A 24,553-nucleotide genomic window follows, 5' to 3' on the forward strand; every position below is an offset into this window, starting at 1 on the left:
TCACCCGGTGTGACCTGCTGGTATGCGGTTTCGTCCCGTCTTGTGTGGTCCTCGACACAAAGCTCGCCAAGGATCTTCCTCAGGTGTCACGCTGCAAAGACGGTCACATCACGACAGCATCACGACCGCCTTGTCACCGCAACGCTCGGCACCGCACGGACAACCCGAACCGGGTGATCGAGCCGCCACGTCACCTGGGAAGGTCGAAGCACATATGACGGCTCTCGCCCGCTGGTGCCTGCGCCGCCGTCTCGCTGTCGTGCTGATGTGGTGCGCAGTGCTCGTCGGAGTGGGCGCGTCGGCCCTCGTAGCCGGGTCCGGCTACTCCAACAAGTACGACGTGCCGGGCACGGAGACGGCCCGCGCGAGCACCCTCCTCAGCGAGGCGTTCCCGGACCGCTCCGGCGACAGCGACACCATCGTCTGGCACACGGACTCGGGACGCGGCGCGGACAAGGCCACCGACAGCGTCCGCGACACGGAGGTCAGGGACCGGATGGACCGGGCTCTCGACGACATCGCGGACCAGCCCGGCGTCCGGAACGTCACCAGCCCCTACGGGGAGGGCGTCGAACCTCCCCCGGAGCCGGGAGAGCAGGGGCACGAGGAGCGCATCAGCCGCGACGGGCACACCGCCTACGCCACCGTGACGTTCGACTCCGCCGTCGAGGACGTCGAGGAGAAGGACGTACAGGCCGTCATCGACACCGCCAAGAAGGCGGGCGGCGACGTGGAGGGCCTCCAGGTCGAACTGGGCGGCCCGGGCATCGCACTCACCGAGGAGCAGGACGGCCACCTGAGCGAGGCCGTCGGCATCGCTGTGGCGGCGGTGGTGCTGCTGCTCGCCTTCGGATCCTTCGCCGCGATGCTGCTGCCGCTGGTCACCGCCCTGGTGAGCGTCGGCACGTCGATCCTCGGCATCGGCCTGCTCAGCCACGTGATGACGATCGCCGACTTCGCGCCCATGCTGGGGACGCTGATCGGGCTCGGCGTCGGCATCGACTACGCCCTGTTCATCGTCACGCGGCACCGGCGCGGGCTGAAGGAGGGGCTGCCGGTCGAGGAGGCCGCTCAGCGTGCCCTCGCCTCGGCCGGCCGCGCGGTCGTCTTCGCGGGCGTCACGGTGTGCATCGCCCTGCTCGGCATGCTCGTGCTGCGGCTGGACTTCCTCAACGGCGTCGCCGTGGCCGCCTCGTTGACGGTGGTCCTCGCGGTCCTGGCGTCGGTGACGCTGGTCCCGGCGCTGCTCGGCGTGATCGGGATGCGGGCGCTCAGCAGACGCGAACGCCGGCGGCTGGAAGCGGACGGGCCCGAAGCGCCCGCCGGGACCGGTGATCCGGGCGCGACGGCGGAGAAGCCCGCCCTGGGCGGTGCGGCCGCGAAGGAAGCGCCGGGCGAGTGCGAACCGGCGGCGAACACTCCTCGTACGGCGCCGGCCGGTGCCGCGGCGCGCTGGTCCTCGTTCGTGGCACGCCGTCCGCGGCTGCTGGGCGGGTTCGCCGCGGCGGTGATGGTGCTGCTCGCGCTCCCGGTCTTCGGGCTGCAGCTCGGCACGTCCGACCAGGGGAACAACCCCACGACCTCCACCAGCCGCCAGGCCTACGACCTGCTCGCGGACGGATTCGGGCCGGGGACGAACGGTCCCCTGACCCTCGTCGCCGAGATCGACGGAGCCGCTGCCAAGCTCGACTTCGAGAAGCTCCCCGCCGAACTGCGCGACGTCGAGGGCGTGGCGCATGTTTCGGGCGGTGAGCTGGACGGCAGCGGCAGTACCGGCGTGATCACCGTCGTGCCCGACAGCGCCCCTCAGGCGCAGGAGACGTCGGAGCTCGTCGAGCACCTGCGTACGGACGTGCTGCCGGAGGCGTCCGACTCCAGCTCGCTGGAGGTCCGCGTCGGCGGCGTCACGGCCGCGCACGACGACTTCGCCGACGTCATCCTCGGCAAGCTGCCGCTGTTCGTGGGGATCGTCGTCTCGCTGGGCTGCGTGCTGCTGCTGCTCGCCTTCCGCAGCATCGGGATTCCGCTCAAGGCCGCGCTGATGAACGTGCTGGCGGTGGCCGCCGCCTGCGGCGTGGTCGTGGCCGTCTTCCAGTGGGGGTGGGGGAGCAGCCTGCTGGGGCTGGGCGGGCCAGGGCCCATCGAGCCCTTCCTCCCCGTGATCATGGTGTCCGTGCTCTTCGGGCTGTCGATGGACTACCAGGTCTTCCTCGTCAGCCGCATGTACGAGGAGTGGCGCCGGACGGGAGACAACCGCAGAGCGGTACGCGTCGGCCTCGCCGAGACGGGGCGGGTCATCAACTCCGCCGCAGTGATCATGATCGCGGTCTTCGGTGCGTTCGTGCTCAGCGGCGACCGGATCATCGCCATGTTCGGCATCGGGCTGGCGGCGGCAGTGGCGCTGGACGCCTTCGTCCTCCGTACGCTGCTCGTCCCGGCGCTGATGCACATGCTCGGCGGCGCCAACTGGTGGCTCCCGGCCTGGCTGGAACGCCGCCTGCCGCGCCTGAGCATCGAACCGGAGCAGGTACCCGGCCCCGTCCCCGGGACGCCGGTGCCCGGGCAGGTTCCGGCAGCGGAACCGGTGCCGGAACCGGTGCCCGGAGCGGTGCCGGAACCGGCCGGCGGACCGGCCCCCCCGGCGCTGCCCGGACAGCGCCGGGAAGCTCTCATCGGACTCTCAGAATCGACCCCTACGGTGACGCCCCATGGCTACCGAGACATCGAAGACTGACAAGACCGAAGAGACCGGCACCGCGCCGGAGACCGAGCGCGAGGAGAAGGTCACGGGCGTGGGGTCGACCGCCCCCGAGGCCACCGATACCGAGGACGCGGTCGTCGCGAAGGACGCCGTCGAGGCCGACGAAGGCCACGCCCACGTCGAGGACGACGACCCCGGCACGGACACCCCCGCGCCCGTCACCGCCGCACGGGGCGGGTTCGGCGCCGGTGCGGCGGCCGTCGTGAGCGCCGGACTGGGCCTGTGCTCCCTGACGGGAACCTCGCTGAGCGAGATGCTGCGTGAGCGCAAGCAGATGATGGGACAGATCGAGGCCAGCTCGCAGCCGCCGACCGGCGGCGGTGGCGGCGTCGACCAGGTCGCCGCGCTCTACGGCGCGCCCTGGCACACGTCCGCCCTGTTCAACGGCGTCTTCGCGCTGCTCGCCGTCGTCGTCGGCGGTGTCCTCCTGGCGCTGGTCAGCAAGCGTGCCGACACGGGCTCCTGGGTGAAGGCCGTCGCACTGGGCGGACTCATCCTCGGCGTCATCGGCCTCGCCGTCGCGGGAGGCATGTACCTGGACCTCTTCGCGTCGCAGCCCAAGGTCCCGGGCCAGCCCGGCTGACGCCCCGCCCGGCGCCGTCGCCTGTACCATCCGGCCGGCCGGGCCCGCCTTTCCACACGGCTCGTGAGCGGGCCGGGGACGTCTCAGCGGTCTGCCCGAACGCTGAGACGCCCTCCCGTCCGCTCACGAGCCGCTCGTGCGCGTGCGGCCGTCACGCCGCCCGACTACCGGGCCCTCGAATGAGCGTTGTACTCGGGCAGCCCGTGCCGCGGCGGCTCCTGAAGCCACAGGAATCGGGCCCTAAGGCACCCGGCGCGGCGTCTGAGGACCTGCCCGCGGGGACTAAGGCCCCCGGTCCACCGAAGACAGGGCACTCGCCCGATGTGCCGGAGTCGTCCGGAGACGAGGCTGGACGGACAGCGAACGCCGCACAGAGGCGGCGTTCCGCCTCTGTCGGGGAGTCCGGAATGAACTACACGCACGAAGCCGCGCTGCTGCGCATCGCCGAACTGCGTCACCAGGCGGCGGCCGAGCGCAGGGTGCGGGAGCACGCAGCGAGCCGCCGTGAGCACGAGTCCCGGGAGGAGGCCGAGAGCCGCGTCCGGACGCTGCGGCGCAAGTGGTCCCCGGCCGCGTGACGGCGGCAGCGGCGCAGTCGGCCCTCGCACATCGGATACCGGGGGTGAAATCGCCTCCCGCGATGCCGGTGCCCGGTGTCATGCTGGTCGATGTGCCCGTCGACTCCACTGTCAGTCCCGTCCTCGTCGGCCGTCAGGACGAACTCGGCCTTCTCCGTGAGGCGCTCGCCCGTGCCGACGAGGGCCAGCCGCAGGCCGTGCTCCTCGGAGGCGAGGCCGGCGTCGGCAAGTCCCGGCTGCTGGAGGAGTTCCTGTGCCGGGCCCGCTCCGCCGGGGCCGTGACCGCGGTCGGCGGATGCCTCGAACTCGGGGCGGACGGGCTGCCGTTCGCGCCCTTCGCCACGGCGCTGCGGTCCCTGCACCGCTCGCTGGGCGACGCGGAGCTCGCGTCGGCCGCATGCGGCAGGCAGGCGGAGCTGGCACGGCTGCTGCCCGATCTGGCTCCGCCGCCGGGCACTCCGGAGGCGGCGCAGGCCGAGGCGTGGGACGAGGAGGACGGCCGCGCCCGGCTCTTCGAGCTGACCGCGCAACTGCTGGAGCGCCTGGCCACGGGCCGCACCGTCGTACTGGTCCTGGAGGACCTGCACTGGGCGGACCGCTCGACGCGTGAACTGCTCGGCTACCTCTACCGGTCGGTGCAGACGTCGCGGCTGCTCGTGCTCGCGAGCTACCGCGCCGACGACATCCACCGCCGCCATCCGCTGCGCCCCTTCCTCGCCGAGGTCGACAGGCTGCGCACGGTGCGGCGCATCGAGCTGCCCAGGCTGAGCCGCACGGAGGTGCACGCCCAGATCGCGGCCATCCAGGGCGTCTCCGAACCCGACCCCGAGCAGGCCCGGATCATCTTCGAACGCTCGGAGGGCAACCCGTTCTTCGTCGAGGAGCTCACGGCCAACTGCGCGACCTGCGGCATCAGCGACTCCCTCCGGGACCTGCTGCTGGTCCGCGTCGAGGGGCTGCCGGAGCCGGTGCAGCGCGTGCTGCGGACGGCCGCGCAGGCCGGGTCGGCCGTCGAGCACGCGCTGCTGGCCGCCGTGTGCGGGATGCCGGAGCAGGAGCTGCTGGAGGCGCTGCGGCTCGCTGTCGGCGCGAACGTCCTGCAGCCCACCGCCGACGGGGACGGCTACCGGTTCCGGCACGCGCTGCTGCGGGAAGCCGTCAGCGAGGATCTGCTGCCCGGTGAGGGGGCGGCCCTCAACCGCCGGTACGCGGAGGCCCTCGAAGCGGAGCCCGGGCTCGTACGGGCGGAGCAGTGCACCACGCGCCTGGCGCACCACTGGTACCACGGCCGGGACGCCTCCCGGGCGCTGCCCGTGGTCCTCGCCGCGGCCGTCGAGGCGCGCCGCCGCCACGCCTTCTCGGAGCAGCACCAACTGCTGGAGCGCGCAGTCGAGTTGTGGCACGAGGTCCCGCCGGAGGTGCGGGAGGGGCTGCGTCCCGTCGACGAGGCCGAGGTCTATCCGGGCTGTGCGGACGGGCCGGGCTCCGGGTCGCTGACGTTCATGGACGTGCTGGCCGAAGCGGTCGTGGCCGCCCGCACCGGCGGGGACGTCGAACGCGCCTACGCGCTGACCAAGCGCGCCCTCGACCTGCTCGACGAGGGCGAGGAGCCGCTGCGTGCCGCCTGGTTCTGGGTCCAGCGCGCCAAGCTCGTCGAGGCGTCGGGCCGCGGGGACGGCTGGGACGAGATCGCCCGCGCCCAGGAGCTGGTACGCGGGCTGGCCCCCTCGGCCGTGCACGCGGAGGTACTGGCGAGCGCGGCCGGCTGGGGCATGATGCACCGGCCCGGCGCGGAAGCCATGGGCGCCGCGGTCCGCGCTGTCGAACTGGCCCGGGTCGTCGGGGCGACCACCATCGAACTGCAGGCACGCACCACCCTCGGCATACTGACGGCGGACTCGGGCGATCTGGACGCGGGCATCGCCGAGATGCGGCGGGCACGCGAACAGGCGGTGGAGGCAGGCGCGTTCGGGGTCGTAGGCCGCGCCGACATCAACATCGCCACCGAACTGGAGGCGATGGGGCGCTCCAGCGAGGCGGTCGCGGCGGCGGCCCGCGCCGTCGAGGTTGCCGTGGCGCACGGGCGGCCCGCGCAGTGCTCCGTCGCCCTCATCTGCCAGGCCGAGTCGCTCTTCGCCCTGGGTGACTGGGCGGAGGCCGCCCGGCTCAGCGACGAGGCCGCGGCCACGGCACGCTCCGTCGACAGCCGCGGCTGGGCGGCCATGCTCAAGGCCCAGTTCCTGATGGGGCGGGGCGAGCCGGTCGCGGCGGAGGCCGCTCTCGGCACTGCCCGTGAGGTGATGGGCAGCTTCGCCGCGTCGCCGTACATCGCTGTCCAGCTCCGCCACGGCGCTCTGATGCTGGCCGCCGAACGCGATGAACCCGGCGCCGCGCGCGCGGAGTTGGACGCCGCCCTCGAGAGGGGCTTCCCGCCGGGGACCCACCGCTACGCGTGGCCGCTGCTGCACGCGGCGGCGGTGCACGAGTCGACGGTGCGGGGCCTGCCCGCCGCCGAGGAGGGGCGGTCCGTGACCCTGGCCGCGCTGGCGACGGCGGTACGCCGCCTGGCGCACCCCGCGCCCGTCTGGCAGGCCTACTCCCTGCTGGTACGGGCGGAACTCGGCCGCGCGCACGGGCGGAGCGACCCGGCGGCGTGGGAGGCCGCGGTGGAGGCGTTCGCGGTGCAGGAGCGTCCGTACCAGCTTGCGCAGGCACGGCAGCGCTGGGCGGAATCGCTGCTGAGCGTCCCCGCACAGGGCGACGAGGGCGTGGCGGCGCGGACCGGCCGGGCAGAAGCGCGAGCGGACCGCGACCGCGCGCGGGAGCTGCTGGCGGCGGCCCACGCGGAGGCCGTGCGGCTCGGTGCCGGGCCGCTGCGCAGGGAGGTCGAACAGCTGGCGGTCCGCGCGAGGTTGCCGTTGCAGGCCGGGGGTCCGAGCGCGGGCGACGGCGTGCCTGCGCGCGCCGTTCCGGTGTCCGCGGGCCCGGCTGCCGAGCCCGAGCCCGCCTCGCGGACGGGAGGGGCGGGCGGTTCCCCGGAGGGGCGCGGGCAGGCGGCGGAGGCGTTCGGGCTGACGCGGCGCGAGGAGGACGTACTCCGGCTCGTCGCCGCCGGGCGCAGCAACAGGCAGATCGCGGAGGAGTTGTTCATCTCGCCCAAGACGGCGAGTGTGCACGTGTCCAACATCCTGGCGAAGCTCGGGGTGGCCGGCCGCGGCGAGGCGGCCGCCATGGCTCACCGGCTGCGGCTGCTCAGCGAGGACGCCTCACCGGCGGCGGGCTGACACGGGCCGGCCTGGGGCGACGGATGCCGGGCCGGGCCGGCCGGGCGGTGAGCGTCAGTCCGGCAGGCCGTCGTCGTCTGGGCCGTCCGCGTCCGCCTCGTCCGCCGTCTTCGGGCGTGCGGGCAGCACGGCGTGCTGATCCTCGAGAGCGATGACGATCCTGCCGGAGCCGAGGTCGACCGGACCGCAGCCCGGCTGGTGCGTGCCCTCCAGCACGTAGGTGTGCTCCAGGCGCTGCTTCTCCTGCTCCAGATACTGCTGGCCGGGGAGGAAGACGTTGCCGGCGATGTCCATCAGTGGCTCCCGTTCTCGTCGTGCTCCGGCGGCGGCCGTTGCCCCGGAGGGCGGATCACGACCTGCCCTGAGGTGAGGTCGACCGGGCCCCGGCCCGGGTCGTCGCTGCCCTGTTCGACCCGGGTGTGCTCCTGCCGCCTGCGTTCGTCGTCGGTGTGCCGGCGTCCCGGCGAGAAAAGCTCCTCGATCAGGTTGAACATGGGCCTCCGCTCGGCCGGGCGCCGCTCCGCGCGCCGCGTCGCGGCCCGCGAGATCCGGACGAAGCGCCTCAGCTCACCTTCAGCTTCAGGATACGGTCATCGCCTTTTTCGGGGGTTCCCCTGCCGTCCGTCTCGCTCGTGACGAGCCACAGCCCGTCCTTGCCGTCCGAGACGACCGTTCGGAGCCGCCCGTACTTGCCGTCGAGGAACGACTGCGGCTTCGCCGCGGGCTTCGTGCCCTTCAGCGGGATGCGCCACAGGCGTTCGCCGCGGAGCCCCGCCATCCACACCGAGCCTTCCGCGACGGCGGCGCCGCTGGGGGAGGCGTCCGCGGTCCTCCACTGCTCGACCGGGTCGACGAACCCGGACCCGCCCGTCTTGCCCTCGGCGTCCGGCCAGCCGTAGTTCTCACCCGGCCTGATGAGGTTCAGTTCGTCCCACGTGTTCTGGCCGAACTCGCTCGCCCACAGCCGCTTCTCCTCGTCCCAGTCCAGGCCCTGGACGTTGCGGTGGCCCCAGGAGTAGACGACGGAGTCCGTGTCGGGATTGCCCTGGCCGGGGGGCTGCCCGTCCGGGGTCATCCGGAGGATCTTGCCGCCCAGCGACTTCTTGTCCTGGGAGAGCCCGCCCTCGCCGGACTCCCCGGTGCCCGCGTAGAGCATCTTGTCCGGGCCGAACGCGATCCGGCCGCCGTTGTGGATCTGGCCCTTGGGGATGCCCTTGATGATCGTGTCGGGGGCGCTGAGCTGGTCGCCCTGGGGCTTGTCCGGGTCGTAGAGCATCCGCACGATGCGGTTGTCGGACGCGGTGGTCAGGTAGGCGTAGACGGTCTCCGCGTTGTCCGGCGGCACCGCGATGCCCAGCAGGCCGCCCTCGCCCCCTGCCGCTACGCCCGGCACGGTGCCGAGTTCGGTCTTCTTCCCGCTGCGGCCGTCGATCCGGTAGATCTTGCCGAGGTCGCGGGTGGAGACCAGCAGGTCGCCGCCTTCCAGCGGCGCCAGCCCCCAGGGAGCCTTCAGCCCGGTGGCGACCGTGCGCTCCACCTTCACCGAGCCCTTCGCGGGCGCGCCGGACGCCGTGCCGTCCGGTGCGGGCTCCTTGCTCGACGGCGCGGAGGAGGAGCGCTCCTTCGACGGGGTGCCGGAGCCGTCGGAGCAGCCCGACGCCAGGACGGCCAGGAGCGCGAGCCCCGCGACGGCTGCGGACGGCAGATTACGGCTTCGCACGGTCTCGGTGCCTCCCGGTTCGGTGACTGCTCCCGTCACAATCTGATCAGCTCGCTCAGCACACCACATCCGTGCCCGGCCGTGGGCGCCATACCGCTTTCCGCGTACTCCGCTTTCCCGCGTGCTCCGCATTACCGCTACTCCGCGCGTTCCGCCGGACGCGCGCCCCGGCGCGGGCGGGCATGCCGCACACCGGAGGCCGCGTCAGGAAGTCCACGGCGCGGGACGGCTACTCCCAGGAGCCCTTCGCCGTGGGCAGCGAGCCCAGCTCCGCCATGTCCCCCGGGGTGAGCACGAGGTCCGCCGCCCGGCTGTTCTCCAGGGCCCAGCGCTCCTTCTTGGTGCCCGGCACGGGAACCACGTTCTGCCCGAGGGAGAGCAGCCAGGCCAGGGCCACCTGCGCGGGAGTGACACCGCCTCCGTGGCGCTCCGCGACCCGGCGGAGTCCGGCCACGACCGGCTGGTTCGCGGCCATCATCTCGGCGGTGAAGCGGGGGTGCCGCGCACGTACGTCGTCGGGCTCGAAGCCGCCGCCCGTGGTGAGCGTCCCGCTCAGGTAGCCGTTCCCGAGGGGCATCGCCGCGATGAACCCCACACCCCGCGCCGTGCACCAGGGCAGCAGCGTCCCGAGAGCCTCCCGCGACCAGACCGACAGCTCGGCCTGCACGCCGCTCACGGGGAAGACCTGCTGAACGCGCTCCAGTTGCCTGATCGTCGGCTCGTGTATGCCGCGGCCCTTGCCGCGGCTGCGGTGGTCGGCCCGTGCCCCCACCGCGCAGAAGCCGAGCGCGCGCACCTTGCCGGCCGTGACGAGCTCCGCCATGGCGCCCCAGGTCTCCTCCACGGGCACCTCCGGGTCGGCCCTGTGGAGCTGGTAGAGGTCGATGACGTCCGTCTGGAGGCGCCGCAGCGACGCGTCGCAGGCCCTTCTGACGTAGCCGGGGCGGCCGTTGGCGACGATGTGCTGCTCGCCCACCAGCAGCCCGCACTTGGTGGAGACGAAGGCGTCGTGCCGGCGCTCCTTGAGGGCGCGGCCGATCAGCAGCTCATTGGTGAACGGGCCGTACATGTCGGCCGTGTCCAGCAGCGTCATGCCGCGGTCCAGGGCGGTGTGCACCGTGCGCAGTGACTCCTCGCCGCGCTGCTCGGACGTGGAGTACGCCCAGGTCATCGGCATGCAGCCGAGCCCGATCGCACCCACTTCGAGCGCTGCCGCACCGATTGTCCTGCGCTCCACTTGGACGGACTCCCCTCTGCCGGGCCCCCAAACTAGCGCCTGCCCCCGACAGCCTCGGCAGAGGCTCCGGCCCCCGCCCGGGGGTCAGCATCTAGCCTCTGACCATGGCATCCTCACCGACGACCACCGCGACAGACGTCTGGCTGCCCATTCCGCCCGCACAGATCGACGGGCTGCCGGACACCCTCACGTACCACTTCTGGGACGGCGACGAGGAGTTCCCCGCCGACCCCGCGGACTGCGGTTTCTACGTCGTCCCCTACATGAAGGGCAAGGCGGTCTCGGTGCGGCCGCTGCCGCAGATGACGGGTCTGCGCGTCGTCCAGACCCTCACGGCGGGCATAGACCACGTCGTCGACGCCGTCCCTGACCTTCCCGCCGGGACGCTGCTGTGCAACGCACGCGGGGTGCACGACGCCTCCACCGCCGAGCTGGCCCTCGCCCTCACGCTCGCCGCCCTGCGCGAACTGCCCCGGTTCGTAAGGGCGCAGGACGCCGAGGAGTGGCAACCCGGTGTCCACGAGGCGCTCGCGGACAAGACCGTCCTCATCGTCGGGCACGGCGCCATCGGCGCAGCCGTCGAGGAGCGGCTCGTCCCGTTCGAGGTGGCGGAGGTGCTGCGGGTCGCGCGCAGCGCACGCTCCGTCGCGCGCGGGCCGGTTCACGCGCTGGGGAGCCTCCCGGAGTTGCTTCCGCATGCGGACGTGGTGATCCTCTGCACCCCGCTCACCGACGAGACCCGCGGTCTCGCGGACGCCGGATTCCTCTCCCGCATGAAGGACGGCGCCCTGCTGGTGAACGTGGCACGGGGAGGCGTGGTGGACACCGACTCCCTGCTGGCGGAGCTGAGTTCGGGACGTCTGCGTGCCGCGCTCGACGTCACCGATCCGGAGCCGCTGCCCGCCGGGCACCCCCTCTGGCACGCCCCGAACACCTTGATCACGCCGCATGTCGGCGGTCCCACGTCGGCCTTCCTGCCGCGCGCCAAGCGGTTGCTGAGCAGCCAGCTGAACCTCTGGGCGGCCGGTGATCCGCTGGAGCACACCGTCGCCGTCGCCGGGTGACGCGGAGGGGGCCGGAGGGGCGCCGGGGGAGCCTGAGGCCGTGCCCGGCGTGACCGCGGCTCGGTGCGGGGAGCTTCCCAAGGGGCCCTGAAATCGGGGAAAAACACTCTCCGGATGCGTACGAACGCTGGCTGTGTCCGCAAAGCCGCAGGTCGTCACGTTCTGTATCCGCACTATGTCCCTCTGTGACGGTTTGGTGTATCGTCCGAGAGGGGGGCGAACCCGGACACGAGGGGGCGACGGGCGGATGCGCAGTCAATTGACGAACTGCCGGTGTGCACGACAGCGGACCCCACAGACCACTTCTCTTCGACAGAGCCTCAACGAGGGTTCCCGCACCGGTGTTTCAGGGCGCGGGCAGGGTGCCGGCCGGGAGCGGAGCCACGAAGGGCCCGCGGGTGCACGGAGGGCGTCGTGAGCGCCGGCGGCGCGGTCCCGGGGAACGGCCCGCTCGTCGCGGCTCGTTCGTGCACGCCGGCGTACGCGCCGCAGGCACCGCAACTCGTCGGCGGGCGCGGTCCGCGTGAATCCGGCAGCCCCGGGGGTGCCGCGAGTAAGGGCGCCCCGGTCCGTCCCGCGCCTGCCGCGGGGGACGCGGGTGCCGGTGCTGAGGCCGGCGCTGAGGCCGGCGCGAAGGCGCGTGCGGGCCGCGGCGCGGGAGCGGGTCTGCTCCCGCAGTTCGTGCTCGTGACCCTCTGCGGCGGATACGCCGTCGGGGCGGCACTCGGCTGGGGCTCGCACCAAGTGGCGCTCGTCATGGGGGACTTCGGGCTCAGCGCCGCCGGCGTGCTCGCGGCGGTCTCGTGCTTCTGGTACGCCCGTGCGCACCGTGGCACGCAACTGGGCCCCGCCTGGCTGCTGTTCGGCCTCTCGTCCCTGATGGCGGCGGCGGGCAACGCCGTCTGGGGGTGGTACGAGGTGGTGCTGCACCAGCCGGTGCCGCGCCCGTCCGTCGCGGACTACTGCTTCCTGCTCTTCGCGCCGCCCGCCATCATCGGCCTGCTGGTGCTGGCCAAGAGGCCGGTCACCCGCGCCGGCTGGGTCTGCCTGGGGCTGGACTCCTGGCTCATCGGCGGTTCGCTGCTCACCATCTCGTGGTCGCTGGCGCTCGCCCACACCGCGTACTGGGAGGGCGACTCCGTGGCGCGGGCCGCGCTCAGCCTCGCCTACCCGCTGCTGGACATCGTGCTCGTGAGCATGGTGCTCGGCCTGCACTTCAAGCGGTCCGCCGCATACCGCTCGGCCATCAACACCGCCATCGGCGCGCTCGCCCTGACGGTGCTGTGCGACGCGCTGTTCAGCTCGCCGCTGCTCCAGGAGCACTACACCTCGGGGCAGTTGCTCGACGCCGGCTGGTTCGCGGGTTCCCTGCTGCTCGCGTACGCGCCGTGGGTGGGCCGCGGCGAGACCGAAGCGCTCCAGGGCGGTCGGGTCCGCGGCCGCGGCGCCGGGGACGGCGGCCGGGGCGCCGCCTCCGGAGTCCGTTCCGAAAGAGCGGAGTGGGAGGCCGTCCGTGACTGCCCGAGCCGCCCCATCGCCGGTTCGCTCGCGGCGCTCACGCCCTATCTGGCCGCCGCCGTATGCACGTTGGGCATCCTGTACAACGCGGTGGCAGGCCGGGAGATCGACGGTGTCGTCCTGTTCACGGCATGCACCGTCGTGCTGGCCCTGCTCGTCCGGCAGGGGATCATGCTCCTGGACAACATCAGCCTCACCCAGGAACTGGCCCAGAAGGAGAGCCACTTCCGCTCCCTGGTCCAGGGCTCCAGCGACGTCATCATGATCGCCTCGCCGACCGGGGTGCTGCGCTACGTGTCGCCCGCCGCGACGGGCGTCTACGGCAGGGACGGCGACGCCCTCATCGGTTCCGAACTCGCCTCCCTCATCCACCCCGAGGACCTCGCCCGCGTGCTCCACGAGCTGCGCCGCTTCCTCGCCTCGTCCCCGGAGCAGGACGCGTCGACGAGGATCGAGTGCCGTTTCCGGCACGGCGACGGGCACTGGCTGAACGTCGAGTCGACGGTCAACCGCTACCGCAGCGGCCTCATCTTCAACAGCCGCGACGTGACCGAACGGGTGCGGCTCCAGGCGCAGTTGCAGCACAACGCCTCGCACGACCCGCTCACCGACCTGCCGAACCGCGCGCTGTTCACGGAACGCGTGCGCAAGGCCCTCGTCGGCCGGCGCGGCGGGGACAGCGAACACGCCGTGCTCTACATCGACCTGGACGGCTTCAAGGCGGTCAACGACACCATCGGCCACCAGGCCGGCGACGAACTCCTCGTGGCCGCCGCCCGGCGCCTCCAGGAGTCGGTACGAGCCGGGGACACGGCCGCGCGGCTGGGCGGCGACGAGTTCGCCGTCCTCATCCTCGGGGACGGCAACCCCAGCACCCACGCGGACGCCGAACGCGAGCTGCGCATCCACGAGATCGCCGACCGGCTGCGGCTGACGCTCTCCGAGCCGTACCGCGTCGAGGGCAAGGAGGTCCACGTCGCCGCGTCCATCGGGATCGCCTTCGCGGAGCCGGGCATCACGCCGACGGCGCTGATGCGCAACGCCGACCTCGCGATGTACCGCGCCAAGCAGGCAGGCAAAGCCCGTGTCGAGCTGTACTCGCCGCACATGCAGACCCAGCGGCAGCAGGGCACCGGCAAGCGCGCCCAGCTCTCCACGCGGCTGCGGGCGGCCCTGCGGGACGGCGAGTTCACCCTCCTCCACCAGCCCGTCGTCGAGCTGTCCAGCGGAAAGGTCACCGCCGTCACGGCGCAGCCGCGCTGGGGCTCGGCGCAGGGCATGCTCTTCACGCCGGCCGAGTTCCTGCGCACCGGGGGCGGTGCCGTACCTTCCCCCGCGGCGGAAGCGGGCAGCGGTCCTCCGTTACCGGGCCGCTCCGGCGGCAGACTCCGCGAGGCGGAGGAGGCGGCCACCGAGAGGGTCGCCGAGGTGAGCCGGTGGCTGCTGGAACAGGCCGTGCAGCAGGCCCACGCCCGGCATCTCGCCGGGTTCCCCGTGCCGGTGTCGGTGCGGCTCCCGGCGAGCCGGCTCACGGACGGTTCGGTGAGCGTCAGCTCCGTCGAGAGCCTGCTCGGCCGGTACGAACTCCAGGCCGGATCGCTGATCGTGGAGCTTTCGGACACCGACCGGCGCGTCTCGCTCGACGAGCTGGAGAAGGCGCTGAGCGCGCTGCGCCGCCTCGGAGCGAGCATCTCCCTCGACGGCTTCGGAGGCGGTCCTCTCGCCGTCTCGGCACTGCGGCGGCTGCCCATGGACATGGTGCGGCTCGACCGCGTACTCGTGGACGGCCTCGCCGAATCGCCACGCCAGCGGAAGATCACCACCGGGCTGCTCCGCATGGCCGGTGATCTCGGTCTCACCACGGTCGCCGAGGGCGTCGACCTGCCCGAACAGGCCGTCAGGCTGCGGGAGATGGGATGCAGCCACGGCCAGGGTGCCCTCTTCTCGGGCCCGCTGGACGAACACCGCTTGCGCCACGCCCTGTCGCGCGGCAGCTATGCCCTGCCCGAGCCCCCCAGGGCGCGCGGCGCCGGCCGGGGACGTACGAGCGGGGTGCGGGCGGGAGGCGCGACCGGGGCCCGGGGCGGCCTCGCCGGAGGCGGCAGGGGCCTGGCGGCGGCCGCGGCGGCAGGCCGTACGGTCGAGGAGCAGCGGCGCGGGAGCCGCTCGGTGGTGGTCGCGGGGGCCCTGCCCGTACGGATGCAGGACCGCCGGGAGACGATGCCTCCGTGGCTCGTGTCGGGCGGCTCGCGGGACGGGGCGGAAGGCGCCGCACCTCCCTCGACGCCCTGTTCGCATGCTGAGACGCGCGTCCCACCCACTTGACACGGAATGTGTGCCGGGGGGAAGGTCTGTGCCATGCGCACCCGAATTCTCGTACTTGGAAAGCGCGTCGCCTGACCAGGTCCGCATCACCGACCTGGCGCTCTCAGCGACGCGCTCCCCCTCGCTTGCCTCACGGCACGAGGGGTTTTTTGTTGCACATGCACCGGGGCCTCAGGCTCCGTCCACGCACCGACCTCACGCACCCACAGCACGAACCGAGCGTCAACCCTCACCTCTGAGAAGAGATCACCGATGACCGAGCAGGCCACCGGGGCCCCGAAACCGCAGCCGCGGGCCCGTACCGTCGGACAGCAGCAGGCTGCGCCCGTCGAGATGACCGGCGCCCAGTCCCTCATCCGTTCTCTCGAGGAGTCCGGTACCGACACGGTATTCGGCATCCCCGGCGGTGCGATTCTCCCGGCCTACGACCCGATGATGGACTCCGCCCGGGTCCGGCACGTGCTGGTGCGGCACGAGCAGGGCGCGGGCCACGCGGCCACCGGATACGCGCAGGCCACCGGCAAGGTCGGCGTCTGCATGGCGACGTCCGGCCCGGGCGCGACCAACCTCGTCACCCCTCTCGCCGACGCGCACATGGACTCGGTGCCGCTGGTCGCGATCACCGGCCAGGTCGCCTCCGGCGCCATCGGCACCGACGCCTTCCAGGAAGCCGACATCTGCGGCATCTCCATGCCCGTCACGAAGCACAACTTCCTGGTCACCGACCCGGACGAGATCCCGCGCACCATCGCCGAGGCGTTCCACATCGCGTCCACCGGGCGTCCAGGACCGGTCGTCGTCGACATCGCCAAGGACGCGCTGCAGGGCCGTACGACGTTCACCTGGCCTCCCGTCGCGGACCTGCCCGGCTACCGTCCGGTCACCAAGCCGCACGCCAAGCAGATCCGTGAGGCCGCGAAGCTCCTCGCGGAGGCCCGGCGTCCTGTGCTCTACGTCGGCGGCGGCGTCATCAAGGCGCAGGCCACCGCGGAGCTGCGCATCCTCGCGGAGCTGACGAAGGCGCCGGTGACGACCACGCTGATGGCGATCGGCTCGTTCCCCGACAGCCACCCGCAGCATCTGGGCATGCCGGGCATGCACGGCAGCGTCGCGGCCGTCACCTCGCTGCAGAAGGCGGACCTGATCGTCGCCCTCGGCGCGCGCTTCGACGACCGGGTGACCGGCAAGCTGGACTCCTTCGCGCCGCTGGCGAAGATCGTCCACGCGGACATCGACCCGGCGGAGATCGGCAAGAACCGCGCGGCGGACGTCCCGATCGTCGGAGACGCCCGCGAGGTCATCGCCGACCTGGTGGTCGCCGTCCAGGCCGAGCTGGGGGCGGCTGCTCCCGCCTCCGGCACCGACGCGTACGCGGCCGCCCGCGCCGGCTACACGGACTGGTGGACGCAGCTGAACCGCTGGCAGGAGACCTACCCGCTCGGCTACGACCTGCCGGAGGACGGCTCCCTGTCCCCGCAGCAGGTCATCCAGCGCATCGGCCGGCTGGCTCCCGAAGGCACCGTCTTCGCGGCGGGCGTGGGGCAGCACCAGATGTGGGCCGCCCACTTCATCGACTACGAGAAGCCGGCGACGTGGCTCAACTCCGGCGGCCTGGGCACCATGGGCTACGCGGTCCCCGCCGCGCTCGGCGCCAAGGTGGGCAGGCCGGAGAGCACGGTCTGGGCGATCGACGGCGACGGCTGCTTCCAGATGACGAACCAGGAACTGGCGACAGCGGCCCTCAACGGCGTCCCGATCAAGGTCGCGATCATCAACAACGGCGCGCTCGGCATGGTCCGCCAGTGGCAGACGCTCTTCTACAACCAGCGCTACTCCAACACGAAGCTGCACTCAAATCCGGTGGGAGCGGGCTCCGACGGGGAGCCGGCGGGCAGGGGCACCCGCTGCCCCGACTTCGTGAAGCTCGCCGAGGCGATGGGCTGCGTCGGCATCCGCTGCGAGGATCCCGAGGAGCTGGACTCGGTGATCGAGAAGGCCAACGCCATCAACGACCGTCCTGTCGTGATCGACTTCATCGTCCACGAGGACGCGATGGTCTGGCCGATGGTCGCGGCAGGCACCTCCAACGACGAGGTCATGGCGGCGCGCGGAGTGCGCCCCGACTTCGGCGACAGCGACGACTGACGACTGAGGCCAGGGAAGAGGAACCAGAGGAATGTCCAAGCACACACTCTCCGTCCTGGTGGAGAACACCCCGGGCATCCTGGCCCGGATCGCCTCGCTGTTCTCCCGCCGCGGCTTCAACATCGACTCGCTCGCCGTGGGCGTGACCGAGCATCCCGAGATCTCCCGCATCACCATCGTGGTGAACGTGGAGGACCTGCCGCTGGAGCAGGTCACCAAGCAGCTCAACAAACTCGTCAACGTTCTCAAGATCGTTGAGCTGGACCCGGCTTCGGCCGTCCAGCGTGAACTCGTTCTGGTGAAGGTCCGGGCCGACAACGAGACCCGCTCCCAGATCGTCGAGATCGTGTCCCTCTTCCGCGCCAAGACCGTGGATGTCTCGCCGGAGGCCGTCACCATCGAAGCCACCGGCAGCAGCGACAAGCTCGACGCCATGCTCAAGATGCTGGAGCCGTACGGCATCAAGGAGCTGGTGCAGTCGGGGACCATCGCCGTCGGGCGCGGGTCGCGCTCCATCACAGACCGGAGCCTGCGCGCCCTCGACCGCTCCGCCTGACAGGGCGACGGCGGCGACCCCTCCCTCACCGCTCCGCCCGGCCGCAATAGGTTGGGCGGAGCACCCCCCTTTGAACCACCCGGGGAGCACCCCCGGACCCGAACGAGGAGATTTCCCAAGTGGCCGAGCTGTTCTACGACGACGACGCCGACCTGTCCATCATCCAGGGCCGCAAGGTGGCGGTTCTCGGCTTCGGCAGCCAGGGTCACGCCCACGCGCTGTCGCTGCGCGACTCCGGCGTCGACGTGCGGGTGGGCCTGCACGAGGGCTCCAAGTCGCGTGTGAAGGCCGAGGAGCAGGGCCTGAAGGTGACCACGCCGGCCGAGGCGTCCGCCGAAGCCGACGTGATCATGATGCTGGTTCCGGACCCGCTCCAGGCCAAGGTGTACGAGGAGTCCGTCGCCCCGAACCTGAAGGACGGCGACGCCCTCTTCTTCGGACACGGGCTCAACATCCGGTACGGCTTCATCAAGCCCCCGTCCAACATCGACGTCTGCATGGTCGCCCCCAAGGGCCCCGGCCACCTGGTGCGCCGCCAGTTCGAGGAGGGCCGCGGCGTGCCGTGCATCGCCGCCGTCGAACAGGACGCGACGGGCGACGCGTTCGCCCTGACCCTCTCCTACGCGAAGGCCATCGGCGGCACGCGTGCGGGCGTCATCAAGACCACGTTCACCGAGGAGACCGAGACGGACCTCTTCGGCGAGCAGGCGGTCCTCTGCGGCGGCACTTCCGCGCTGGTCAAGGCGGGCTTCGAGACGCTCGTCGAGGCCGGCTACCAGCCGGAGATCGCGTACTTCGAGTGCCTCCACGAGCTGAAGCTGATCGTGGACCTGATGTACGAGGGCGGTCTGGAGAAGATGCGCTGGTCGGTCTCCGAGACGGCCGAGTGGGGCGACTACGTCAGCGGCCCGCGCGTCATCAACGACGGCGTCAAGGACGAGATGCGCAAGCTGCTCGACGACATCCAGGACGGCAGCTTCGCCAACAACTGGATGAAGGAGTACAATGCCGGGCTGCCGAAGTACAACGAGTACAAGAAGGCAGCCAACGACCACCTGCTGGAGACGACGGGGCGCAAGCTCCGCAAGCTGATGAGCTGGGTCGACGAGGAGGCGTGAACCTCCCCGTGGTGAGCGCCGGGGCGCCCACCGCCCGCTGAACCGCACCCGGGGCCGCCCCGCTTCCGCGAGGGAGCGCGGCGGCCCCGGCGTGCTGCCGTCCCGCCCGCCGAGCCGAAGGAGTCTGCACGCGTATGGCCGGATCCGCGACCCGCTACCTGTACCTCGCACGGCACGGCGAGGCCTCCGGCGCCGGAACGCTGACGGAAGCGGGCCGCCGCCAGGCCGTGCTGCTCGGCGACCGGCTCCGTGGCCGGCCGCTCACGGCGGTGTGGCACGGCCCGCTGCCGCGTGCACGGGAGACCGCCCGGCTCGTCGGCGGCCGGCTCGGTCAGGTGCCGCTCCATCAGACGGACGTGGCCGGCGACTACCTCCCGTACGTGCCGGCTCCGGACGAACTGCCCCCGGAGTCGGTCGAGTTCGTGCTGGACCGGCTCGCGCGCCTCCCCGCGTCCGAGCGCGAGGCCGGGCGGACTCTCGCGCCCAGGGCCCTGGAGCGGTTCGCCGGGCCGGTGGACGGGGACGAGCCGCGCCACGAGCTGATCGTCACGCACAACTTCCTGGTCGGCTGGTTCGTGCGGGACGCTCTGGACGCGCCCGAGTGGCGGTGGTTCGGGCTCGACTACGCGAACGCCGCGCTGACCGTCATCCGCTACACCCCGGGCGGCCGCCCCGCCTGCCTGGTCGTCCACAACGATGTGGAGCATCTCCCGGCGGAGCTGCGCTGGACGGGATCGCCGCAAGAGGACCGCGTCTGACGGAGGGCCGCGAACTCCGTTGCTCAGCCCCGGGGTTGCGGCTCGCCGGTGATCAGCTCCACCAGCGCGGCCGGGGCCTTGCCGGGGGAGCCGGCGTCGTACGGGGGCTGCGGGTCGTACTCGATCATGAGCTGCACGGTCTGCGCATGCTCGTCCCCGGCGATCCTGCCCGCGAGCGTGAGCCCCATGTCGATCCCGGCGGACACCCCGGCTGCCGTGACGTACTTCCCGTCGAAGACGACGCGTTGCTGCGTGGGCCGGGCGCCGAACGTCTTCAGCTGCTCCAGCGCCGTCCAGTGCGACGTGGCCCGGCGGCCGTCCAGCAGTCCCGCCGCGGCGAGCAGCAGTGAGCCCGTGCACACGGAGACCGTCCAGGTGGTGGTGGCGTCGACTGTGCGGAGCCAGTCGAGGACGGTCTCGTTCCGCAGGTCGGGTTCCGGGCCGCCGGGGACGACCACGATGTCCGGGCTCGTGACGTCGCCGAGGGACTTCTCCGCGACCAGCGAGAGGCTGCGGTTGTCGTCCAGCACGGGGCCGGGCCGCTCGGACACGAAGACCGTCTCCGCGTCCGGCAGCGGCCCGAGCGTTTGGTAGGGGCCCACGGCGTCGAGAACTGTGCAGTTGTCGTAGAGGAGGATCGCGATCTGCATATCGGTCCTTTCGGAGTGCGAGGAGCGTGAGGAAGCGCGAGGTAGCGCTAGGACGGGAGCGTCAGAGAGAGTCCGGAAGGTGCCGGACGGCAGGACGTGCGGAGTCGGGGGTGCGGGGACGCGCGGCCGCCGGTGGGCGGAAGCGGCGCCGGTAGTCCGCGGGCGCCGTCCCCAGGCCCTTGACGAAGGCGCGCCGCATCGCCTCCGGAGTGCCGTAGCCGCAGGCGCGCGAGATCTCCGCGATGCCGCGTGAACTCTCCTCCAGAAGCCTGCGCGCCTGGTCCAGGCGGACGCGGTCGACGTAACGGCCGGGCGTCGTGCCGGTCTCGTCCTGGAAGACGCGCGCGAAGTGCCGCGGGGAGAGCCGGACGCGGTCGGCGAGCGCCGTGACGGACAGATCGCCGTCCGGATGCTCGACGATCCACTGCTGGAGCTCGCGCAGCGGCTCACGCCGGGCGGTCTGGGCGGCCAGCTGGGCGCTGAACTGGGCCTGGTTCCCCGGGCGGTGCAGGAAGACCACCAGATGACGGGCCACGTCGAGCGCGATGTCCCGCCCGAGGTCCTCCTCGACGAGCGCGAGCGCCAGGTCGATGCCCGCCGTCACCCCGGCGGAGGTGGCGATGTGGCCGTCGCGGATGTAGATCGGGTCCGGGTCGACCTCGGTCTCCGGGTGGCGGCGCGCGAGCGTACGGCTGTACGCCCAGTGCGTCGTCGCCCTGCGCCCGCGCAGCAGCCCCGCGTCCGCGAGGAGCATCGCGCCGGTGCAGACGGAGACCAGGCGCCGGGCGCGGGGAGCCCGCGCACGCAGCCAGTCCACGAGCCGCGGGTCCGGTGCACCGGTGCCTTGGCCGCCCGGCACCAGCAGCGTGTGCGGTGCGCGGGCGTCGTCGAGCGAGAGATCGGGGACGAGTGTGAGGCCGCTGGACGTACGGACCGGACGGCCGTCCAGCGACGCCGTCCGCAGCCGGTAGGCCCCGGGGTCGCGGGCGGCGAGGCAGGCGCCGGCGAAGACCTCCACGGGACCCGTGACGTCGAGGCTCTGCACGTCGTCGAAGACGACCACCAGCACCTCTTCGCTGCTTCTGCGCGGCTTCCCGGTCACGGTTGACGATTCTTCAGTCCGCCTCCGGTGTCCGCAATGACGAAGTTCCCACCTTTCCTGCCATGGGGACGGCACGGCCGCCGTGCTTCCCGGACGGGCCGCCGCCCGGCGCCATCGGGATTCGCGGCGGCGCGCCTGGGGAGGATGTGCGCGGGGAGGCGGCCGTACGCCGCGACGACGTCCGATGAGGAGCAGGCATGACCGGCGTGGGGCGACCCGCTCCCAGCGAACTCTCCGACGCCCGGCTCGGGGAGCTGGTGGCGCGGCTGGGCGTCGAGGAACGCGTCCGGGTGCTCACGGGTGCGACCGCGTGGACGCTGCCCCCGCTGCCCGCCGTGGGGCTCCGCCCCCTGACCGTCTCCGACGGACCGATCGGTGTGCGCGGCCGAGGCACGGCGCCCACCACCTCGGCGCAGCTCCCCGCGCCCTCGGCGCTCGCCGCGACGTGGGACGAGAGCCTGCTGGACGAGCTGGGCACGCTCATGGCGGCGGAAGCACGTGCCAAGAGCGCGGACGTGGTGCTCGCGCCGGTGGTCAACCTTCAGCGGACGCCCCTGGGCGGACGGCACTTCGAATGCTTCTCCGAAGACCCGCTGCTCAGCGGACGGCTTGCCGTCGCGTACGTCAGGGCCGTCCAGCGGCACGGGGTGGGCGCCTGCGTGAAGCACTTCGTCGCCAACGACTCCGAGACGCAGCGGACCGCCTACTACTCGCGGCTGAGCGCCCGCGCGCTCCGCGAGGTGTATCTGGCGCCGTTCGAACGGGTCGTAAAGGACGCGGGCGTGTGGATGCTCATGGCGGCCTACAACGGACTCGACGCGGGGTCTCCCCGGGACGGCCGGGGATCGGGGGGAGGGACGGCCGCGCCCGCGACGGAGCACCGGTGGCTGCTGCGCGAACTCCTCAAGGAGGAATGGGAGTTCGACGGCGTCGTGGTGAGCGACTGGATGGCGGCGAAGAGCACCGCCGCCTCGGCGCGCAACGGACTGGACCTGGTCATGCCGGGTCCGGGCGGTCCCTGGGGCGCCGCCCTGCTGGAGGCCGTACGCTCCGGCGAGGTTCCGCAGGAGGACGTCGACGACAAGGTGCGGCGCATCCTCCGGCTGGCGGGCCGGGTCGGCGCGCTCGCGGGGACTGCGGGTCCTCCGCCGGAAGATCCGTCAGCTGACGTCGTCCCGGAGCACCTCGGGGACGAACCCCACGCCGCCGAACGGAGGTTGGAGACCGCCTCGGGGGACGAGCCCGCCACCCGCGCCGTGCTGCGCCGCGCGGCGGCCCGGGCGACCGTGGTGCTGCGCAACGACGGGCTGCTGCCGCTCCCGCGCTCCACCTCCCGCATCGCTCTGATCGGCGCCAACGCCCTGGAGCCGTTCGTGCAGGGCGGCGGCAGCGCGCACGTCACGGCGCCGTACGTGAGCCGTCCGCTCGACGCCCTGCGTGAGGCGTTCCCGTCCGCGATCGTCACGGCGCACCGCGGCGGCCGCACCCTGAGCCACGCGCCGCTCATGGAGGGTGCACACGTCGACGGAGGCGAGGTCGAGCTGACCGTACTCGGCCCGGGAGAACGGCAGTTGGAGACGCGCACTCTGCCGCTGCCCTGGGACGGTGTGGTGCGCGGGCTGCCCGAAGAGGCGGTCTCCGTCCGCGTCGAGGCCCGAATCGGTCTCCGCGAACCGGGAGAGCATCTGCTGGAGGCCGCTCCGGCGGGAGCGCACCGGATCGAGATCGACGGGGCCGTGCTCAGCGAGAGCACGGACCGGGTGGGGAAGGAAGCCCTGCTCGACTCGTCGGCGAACCACCCGCGCGGCTACGTGCGGACGGTGCAAGTGCCGCGCGGCGGAAGGCTGTTGTCCCTGTCCGCGACGGTGCAGGTCGTCGACGCCGGGCCGTTCGGCCGCTTCGCGCGCGTGGAGCTGCGGCATCTGCCGCCAGGGCCGGGAGACGGCGCGGAGATCGCCGAGGCCGTGCGGGCGGCCGGCGAGGCGGACGTCGCCGTCGTGGTCGTCGGTACCAACCACGAGACCGAGTCGGAGGGCTGGGACCGGGAGAGCCTCGAACTCCCGGGACGGCAGTGCGAGTTGGTGGACCGTGTCGCCGCGGCCAACCCCCGCACCGTGGTCGTGGTGAACGCGGGCGCTCCCGTGCTGCTGCCGTGGCTGGATTCGCCGGACAGCGCTCCGGCGACGCTGTGGTGGTGGCTGCCCGGCCAGGAGGCGGGCACCGCGCTCGCCGACGTGCTGACGGGCGCGGCCGAACCCTCCGGACGGCTGCCGTGGACGCTCCCCGCGTCCCACGGCGACGTGCCCGTGCCGGACGGCGTGCCGCGCGACGGTGTCATCGACTATGCCGAGGACCTCGACGTCGGCCACCGTGGCTGGGACCGCCTGGCCCGTACGCCCGCCCGCGAGTTCGGCTTCGGCCTGGGCTACGCGGACTGGTCGTACGGCCCTCCGCGAGCGGGTCCCTGGCGGGCGGGCGAACCGCTGGAGGTGTCGGTGCCGGTGCGGAACACCGGGGCGCGCCCCTCCCGCGAGGTCGTGCAGCTCTACCTGGAGGCTCCGGCTGCTCTCGCCGGGCCGTCCGGGGAGAACCCGCGCCGGCCGGTGCGCTGGCTCGCCGGGTTCACCGTCGTCGAAGCGGCACCGGGCGCGACGGTGACCGCCTCCGTCCGCGTCTCCCCACGGGCCTTCGAGGTGTGGGACGAGGCGGCGCGCGGCTGGCGGACCCCCGCGGGCGAGTACCGCCTGCTGGCCGCGCGTTCCAGCCGCGACGTCAGGGGGGAGGTGACCGTACCCGTGCGAGCGGAGGCGTGAAGGTGCACAGGGGGCGCAGGAACGATCTCCCGGCGCCCCTGGGAGCGGGCCTCTCCGCCGCCCGCGCCCCGCGACCAGCGCCGCCGCCTCCGGGGCCCCGGAGCAGGGGACCACCGGGAGGCGCGGCACGCATCCCGGTTGCTGAGACCCCGTCGCGCCGGCGGCCGGTCAGGACGATGATCGATTACCGGGAGGGGAAGCCCCCACCTGGCGTGGCTGGCTACACTGCAAGGCACAAGCCAAGCGCGCCACAGGCTCACAGCGTCGTGCGTCTGCCCTGCGCCCGCGGGGATGACCCCCTCCACCGTCTACGGCCGCCGGGACGCGGCCGTTCCCCGCCG

General features: G+C 72.7%; 17 protein-coding genes. 11 read left to right on the forward strand and 6 right to left on the reverse strand.

The features are described from left to right. Nucleotides 1–214 precede the first annotated feature (214 nt). From H181DRAFT_RS14785 to H181DRAFT_RS14795, 4 genes are all read left to right on the forward strand, one after another. Nucleotides 215–2,734 (forward strand): MMPL family transporter, encoded by a 2,520-nt coding sequence (locus H181DRAFT_RS14785; RefSeq protein WP_074467868.1) that lies wholly within the window; start codon nt 215–217, stop codon nt 2,732–2,734. Then, nucleotides 2,709–3,344, forward strand: coding sequence for a GHMP family kinase ATP-binding protein (locus tag H181DRAFT_RS14790; protein WP_045864910.1), 636 nt, complete (start codon nt 2,709–2,711; stop codon nt 3,342–3,344). Before H181DRAFT_RS14785 ends, H181DRAFT_RS14790 begins: the two co-directional genes overlap by 26 nt. Before the next feature lie 407 nt (nt 3,345–3,751). Continuing rightward, a complete protein-coding gene (locus tag H181DRAFT_RS29460; RefSeq protein ID WP_158715441.1) occupies nt 3,752–3,922 on the forward strand; it encodes a hypothetical protein in 171 nt (56 codons plus the stop codon). 62 nt (nt 3,923–3,984) lie between these two features. After that, on the forward strand, nt 3,985–7,206 hold the full coding sequence (locus H181DRAFT_RS14795; RefSeq protein ID WP_045865118.1) for a helix-turn-helix transcriptional regulator: 3,222 nt from the start codon (nt 3,985–3,987) through the stop codon (nt 7,204–7,206). Between the two features lie 54 nt (nt 7,207–7,260). Here the strand turns inward: H181DRAFT_RS14795 and H181DRAFT_RS14800 are convergent, their stop codons facing one another. The 4 genes from H181DRAFT_RS14800 to H181DRAFT_RS14815 all read right to left on the reverse strand — a co-directional run bounded on the left by H181DRAFT_RS14800 (nt 7,261) and on the right by H181DRAFT_RS14815 (nt 10,163). Then, on the reverse strand, nt 7,261–7,500 hold the full coding sequence (locus H181DRAFT_RS14800) for a DUF6191 domain-containing protein (RefSeq protein WP_045864911.1): 240 nt from the start codon (nt 7,498–7,500) through the stop codon (nt 7,261–7,263). Next, nucleotides 7,500–7,700 carry a DUF6191 domain-containing protein gene (locus H181DRAFT_RS14805; RefSeq protein WP_045864912.1) on the reverse strand — a complete coding sequence of 67 codons (201 nt, stop codon included), beginning with the start codon at nt 7,698–7,700 and terminating at the stop codon, nt 7,500–7,502. The genes H181DRAFT_RS14800 and H181DRAFT_RS14805 overlap by 1 nt, the downstream gene beginning before the upstream one ends. A 68-nt stretch (nt 7,701–7,768) precedes the next feature. Next, on the reverse strand, nt 7,769–8,926 hold the full coding sequence (locus H181DRAFT_RS14810) for a PQQ-dependent sugar dehydrogenase (RefSeq protein WP_045865119.1): 1,158 nt from the start codon (nt 8,924–8,926) through the stop codon (nt 7,769–7,771). 229 nt (nt 8,927–9,155) lie between these two features. Continuing rightward, entirely contained in the window at nt 9,156–10,163 is a 1,008-nt protein-coding gene (locus tag H181DRAFT_RS14815; protein WP_045864913.1) for an aldo/keto reductase, read from the reverse strand. Nucleotides 10,164–10,267: 104 nt separating this feature from the next. Here H181DRAFT_RS14815 and H181DRAFT_RS14820 point away from each other — a divergent pair, with 104 nt between their 5' ends. The 6 genes from H181DRAFT_RS14820 to H181DRAFT_RS14845 all read left to right on the forward strand — a co-directional run bounded on the left by H181DRAFT_RS14820 (nt 10,268) and on the right by H181DRAFT_RS14845 (nt 19,647). After that, a complete protein-coding gene (locus tag H181DRAFT_RS14820) occupies nt 10,268–11,227 on the forward strand; it encodes a 2-hydroxyacid dehydrogenase (protein WP_045864914.1) in 960 nt (319 codons plus the stop codon). A gap of 666 nt (nt 11,228–11,893) precedes the next feature. Continuing rightward, nucleotides 11,894–15,070: a putative bifunctional diguanylate cyclase/phosphodiesterase gene (locus H181DRAFT_RS14825; protein ID WP_045865120.1), complete on the forward strand. Its 3,177-nt coding sequence runs from the start codon at nt 11,894–11,896 to the stop codon at nt 15,068–15,070. A gap of 252 nt (nt 15,071–15,322) precedes the next feature. Beyond that, the gene (locus H181DRAFT_RS14830) at nt 15,323–17,215 is read left to right on the forward strand and encodes an acetolactate synthase large subunit (RefSeq protein WP_045864915.1); all 1,893 of its coding nucleotides are present in this window, start codon (nt 15,323–15,325) and stop codon (nt 17,213–17,215) included. Between the two features lie 31 nt (nt 17,216–17,246). Next, nucleotides 17,247–17,771: an acetolactate synthase small subunit gene (ilvN, locus tag H181DRAFT_RS14835; RefSeq protein ID WP_045864916.1), complete on the forward strand. Its 525-nt coding sequence runs from the start codon at nt 17,247–17,249 to the stop codon at nt 17,769–17,771. A gap of 119 nt (nt 17,772–17,890) precedes the next feature. Then, nucleotides 17,891–18,889, forward strand: a complete 999-nt coding sequence (ilvC, locus tag H181DRAFT_RS14840; protein ID WP_045864917.1) for a ketol-acid reductoisomerase — start codon at nt 17,891–17,893, stop codon at nt 18,887–18,889. A 134-nt stretch (nt 18,890–19,023) separates the two neighbouring features. Continuing rightward, nucleotides 19,024–19,647, forward strand: a complete 624-nt coding sequence (locus H181DRAFT_RS14845) for a histidine phosphatase family protein (protein ID WP_045864918.1) — start codon at nt 19,024–19,026, stop codon at nt 19,645–19,647. Between the two features lie 23 nt (nt 19,648–19,670). Here H181DRAFT_RS14845 and H181DRAFT_RS14850 read toward each other — a convergent pair whose 3' ends face one another. Both H181DRAFT_RS14850 and H181DRAFT_RS14855 read right to left on the reverse strand, forming a co-directional pair. Then, entirely contained in the window at nt 19,671–20,297 is a 627-nt protein-coding gene (locus tag H181DRAFT_RS14850; protein WP_045864919.1) for a DJ-1/PfpI family protein, read from the reverse strand. A 61-nt stretch (nt 20,298–20,358) separates the two neighbouring features. After that, the gene (locus H181DRAFT_RS14855) at nt 20,359–21,399 is read right to left on the reverse strand and encodes a GlxA family transcriptional regulator (protein ID WP_074467870.1); all 1,041 of its coding nucleotides are present in this window, start codon (nt 21,397–21,399) and stop codon (nt 20,359–20,361) included. Between the two features lie 197 nt (nt 21,400–21,596). On the opposite strand from H181DRAFT_RS14855, the gene H181DRAFT_RS14860 reads away from it, so the two are divergent. Next, on the forward strand, nt 21,597–24,212 hold the full coding sequence (locus H181DRAFT_RS14860) for a beta-glucosidase (protein WP_045864920.1): 2,616 nt from the start codon (nt 21,597–21,599) through the stop codon (nt 24,210–24,212). Nucleotides 24,213–24,553 lie beyond the last annotated feature (341 nt).

Origin of the sequence: Streptomyces sp. WMMB 714, from assembly GCF_900090125.1 — a bacterium.
Taxonomy (GTDB): domain Bacteria; phylum Actinomycetota; class Actinomycetes; order Streptomycetales; family Streptomycetaceae; genus Streptomyces; species Streptomyces daqingensis.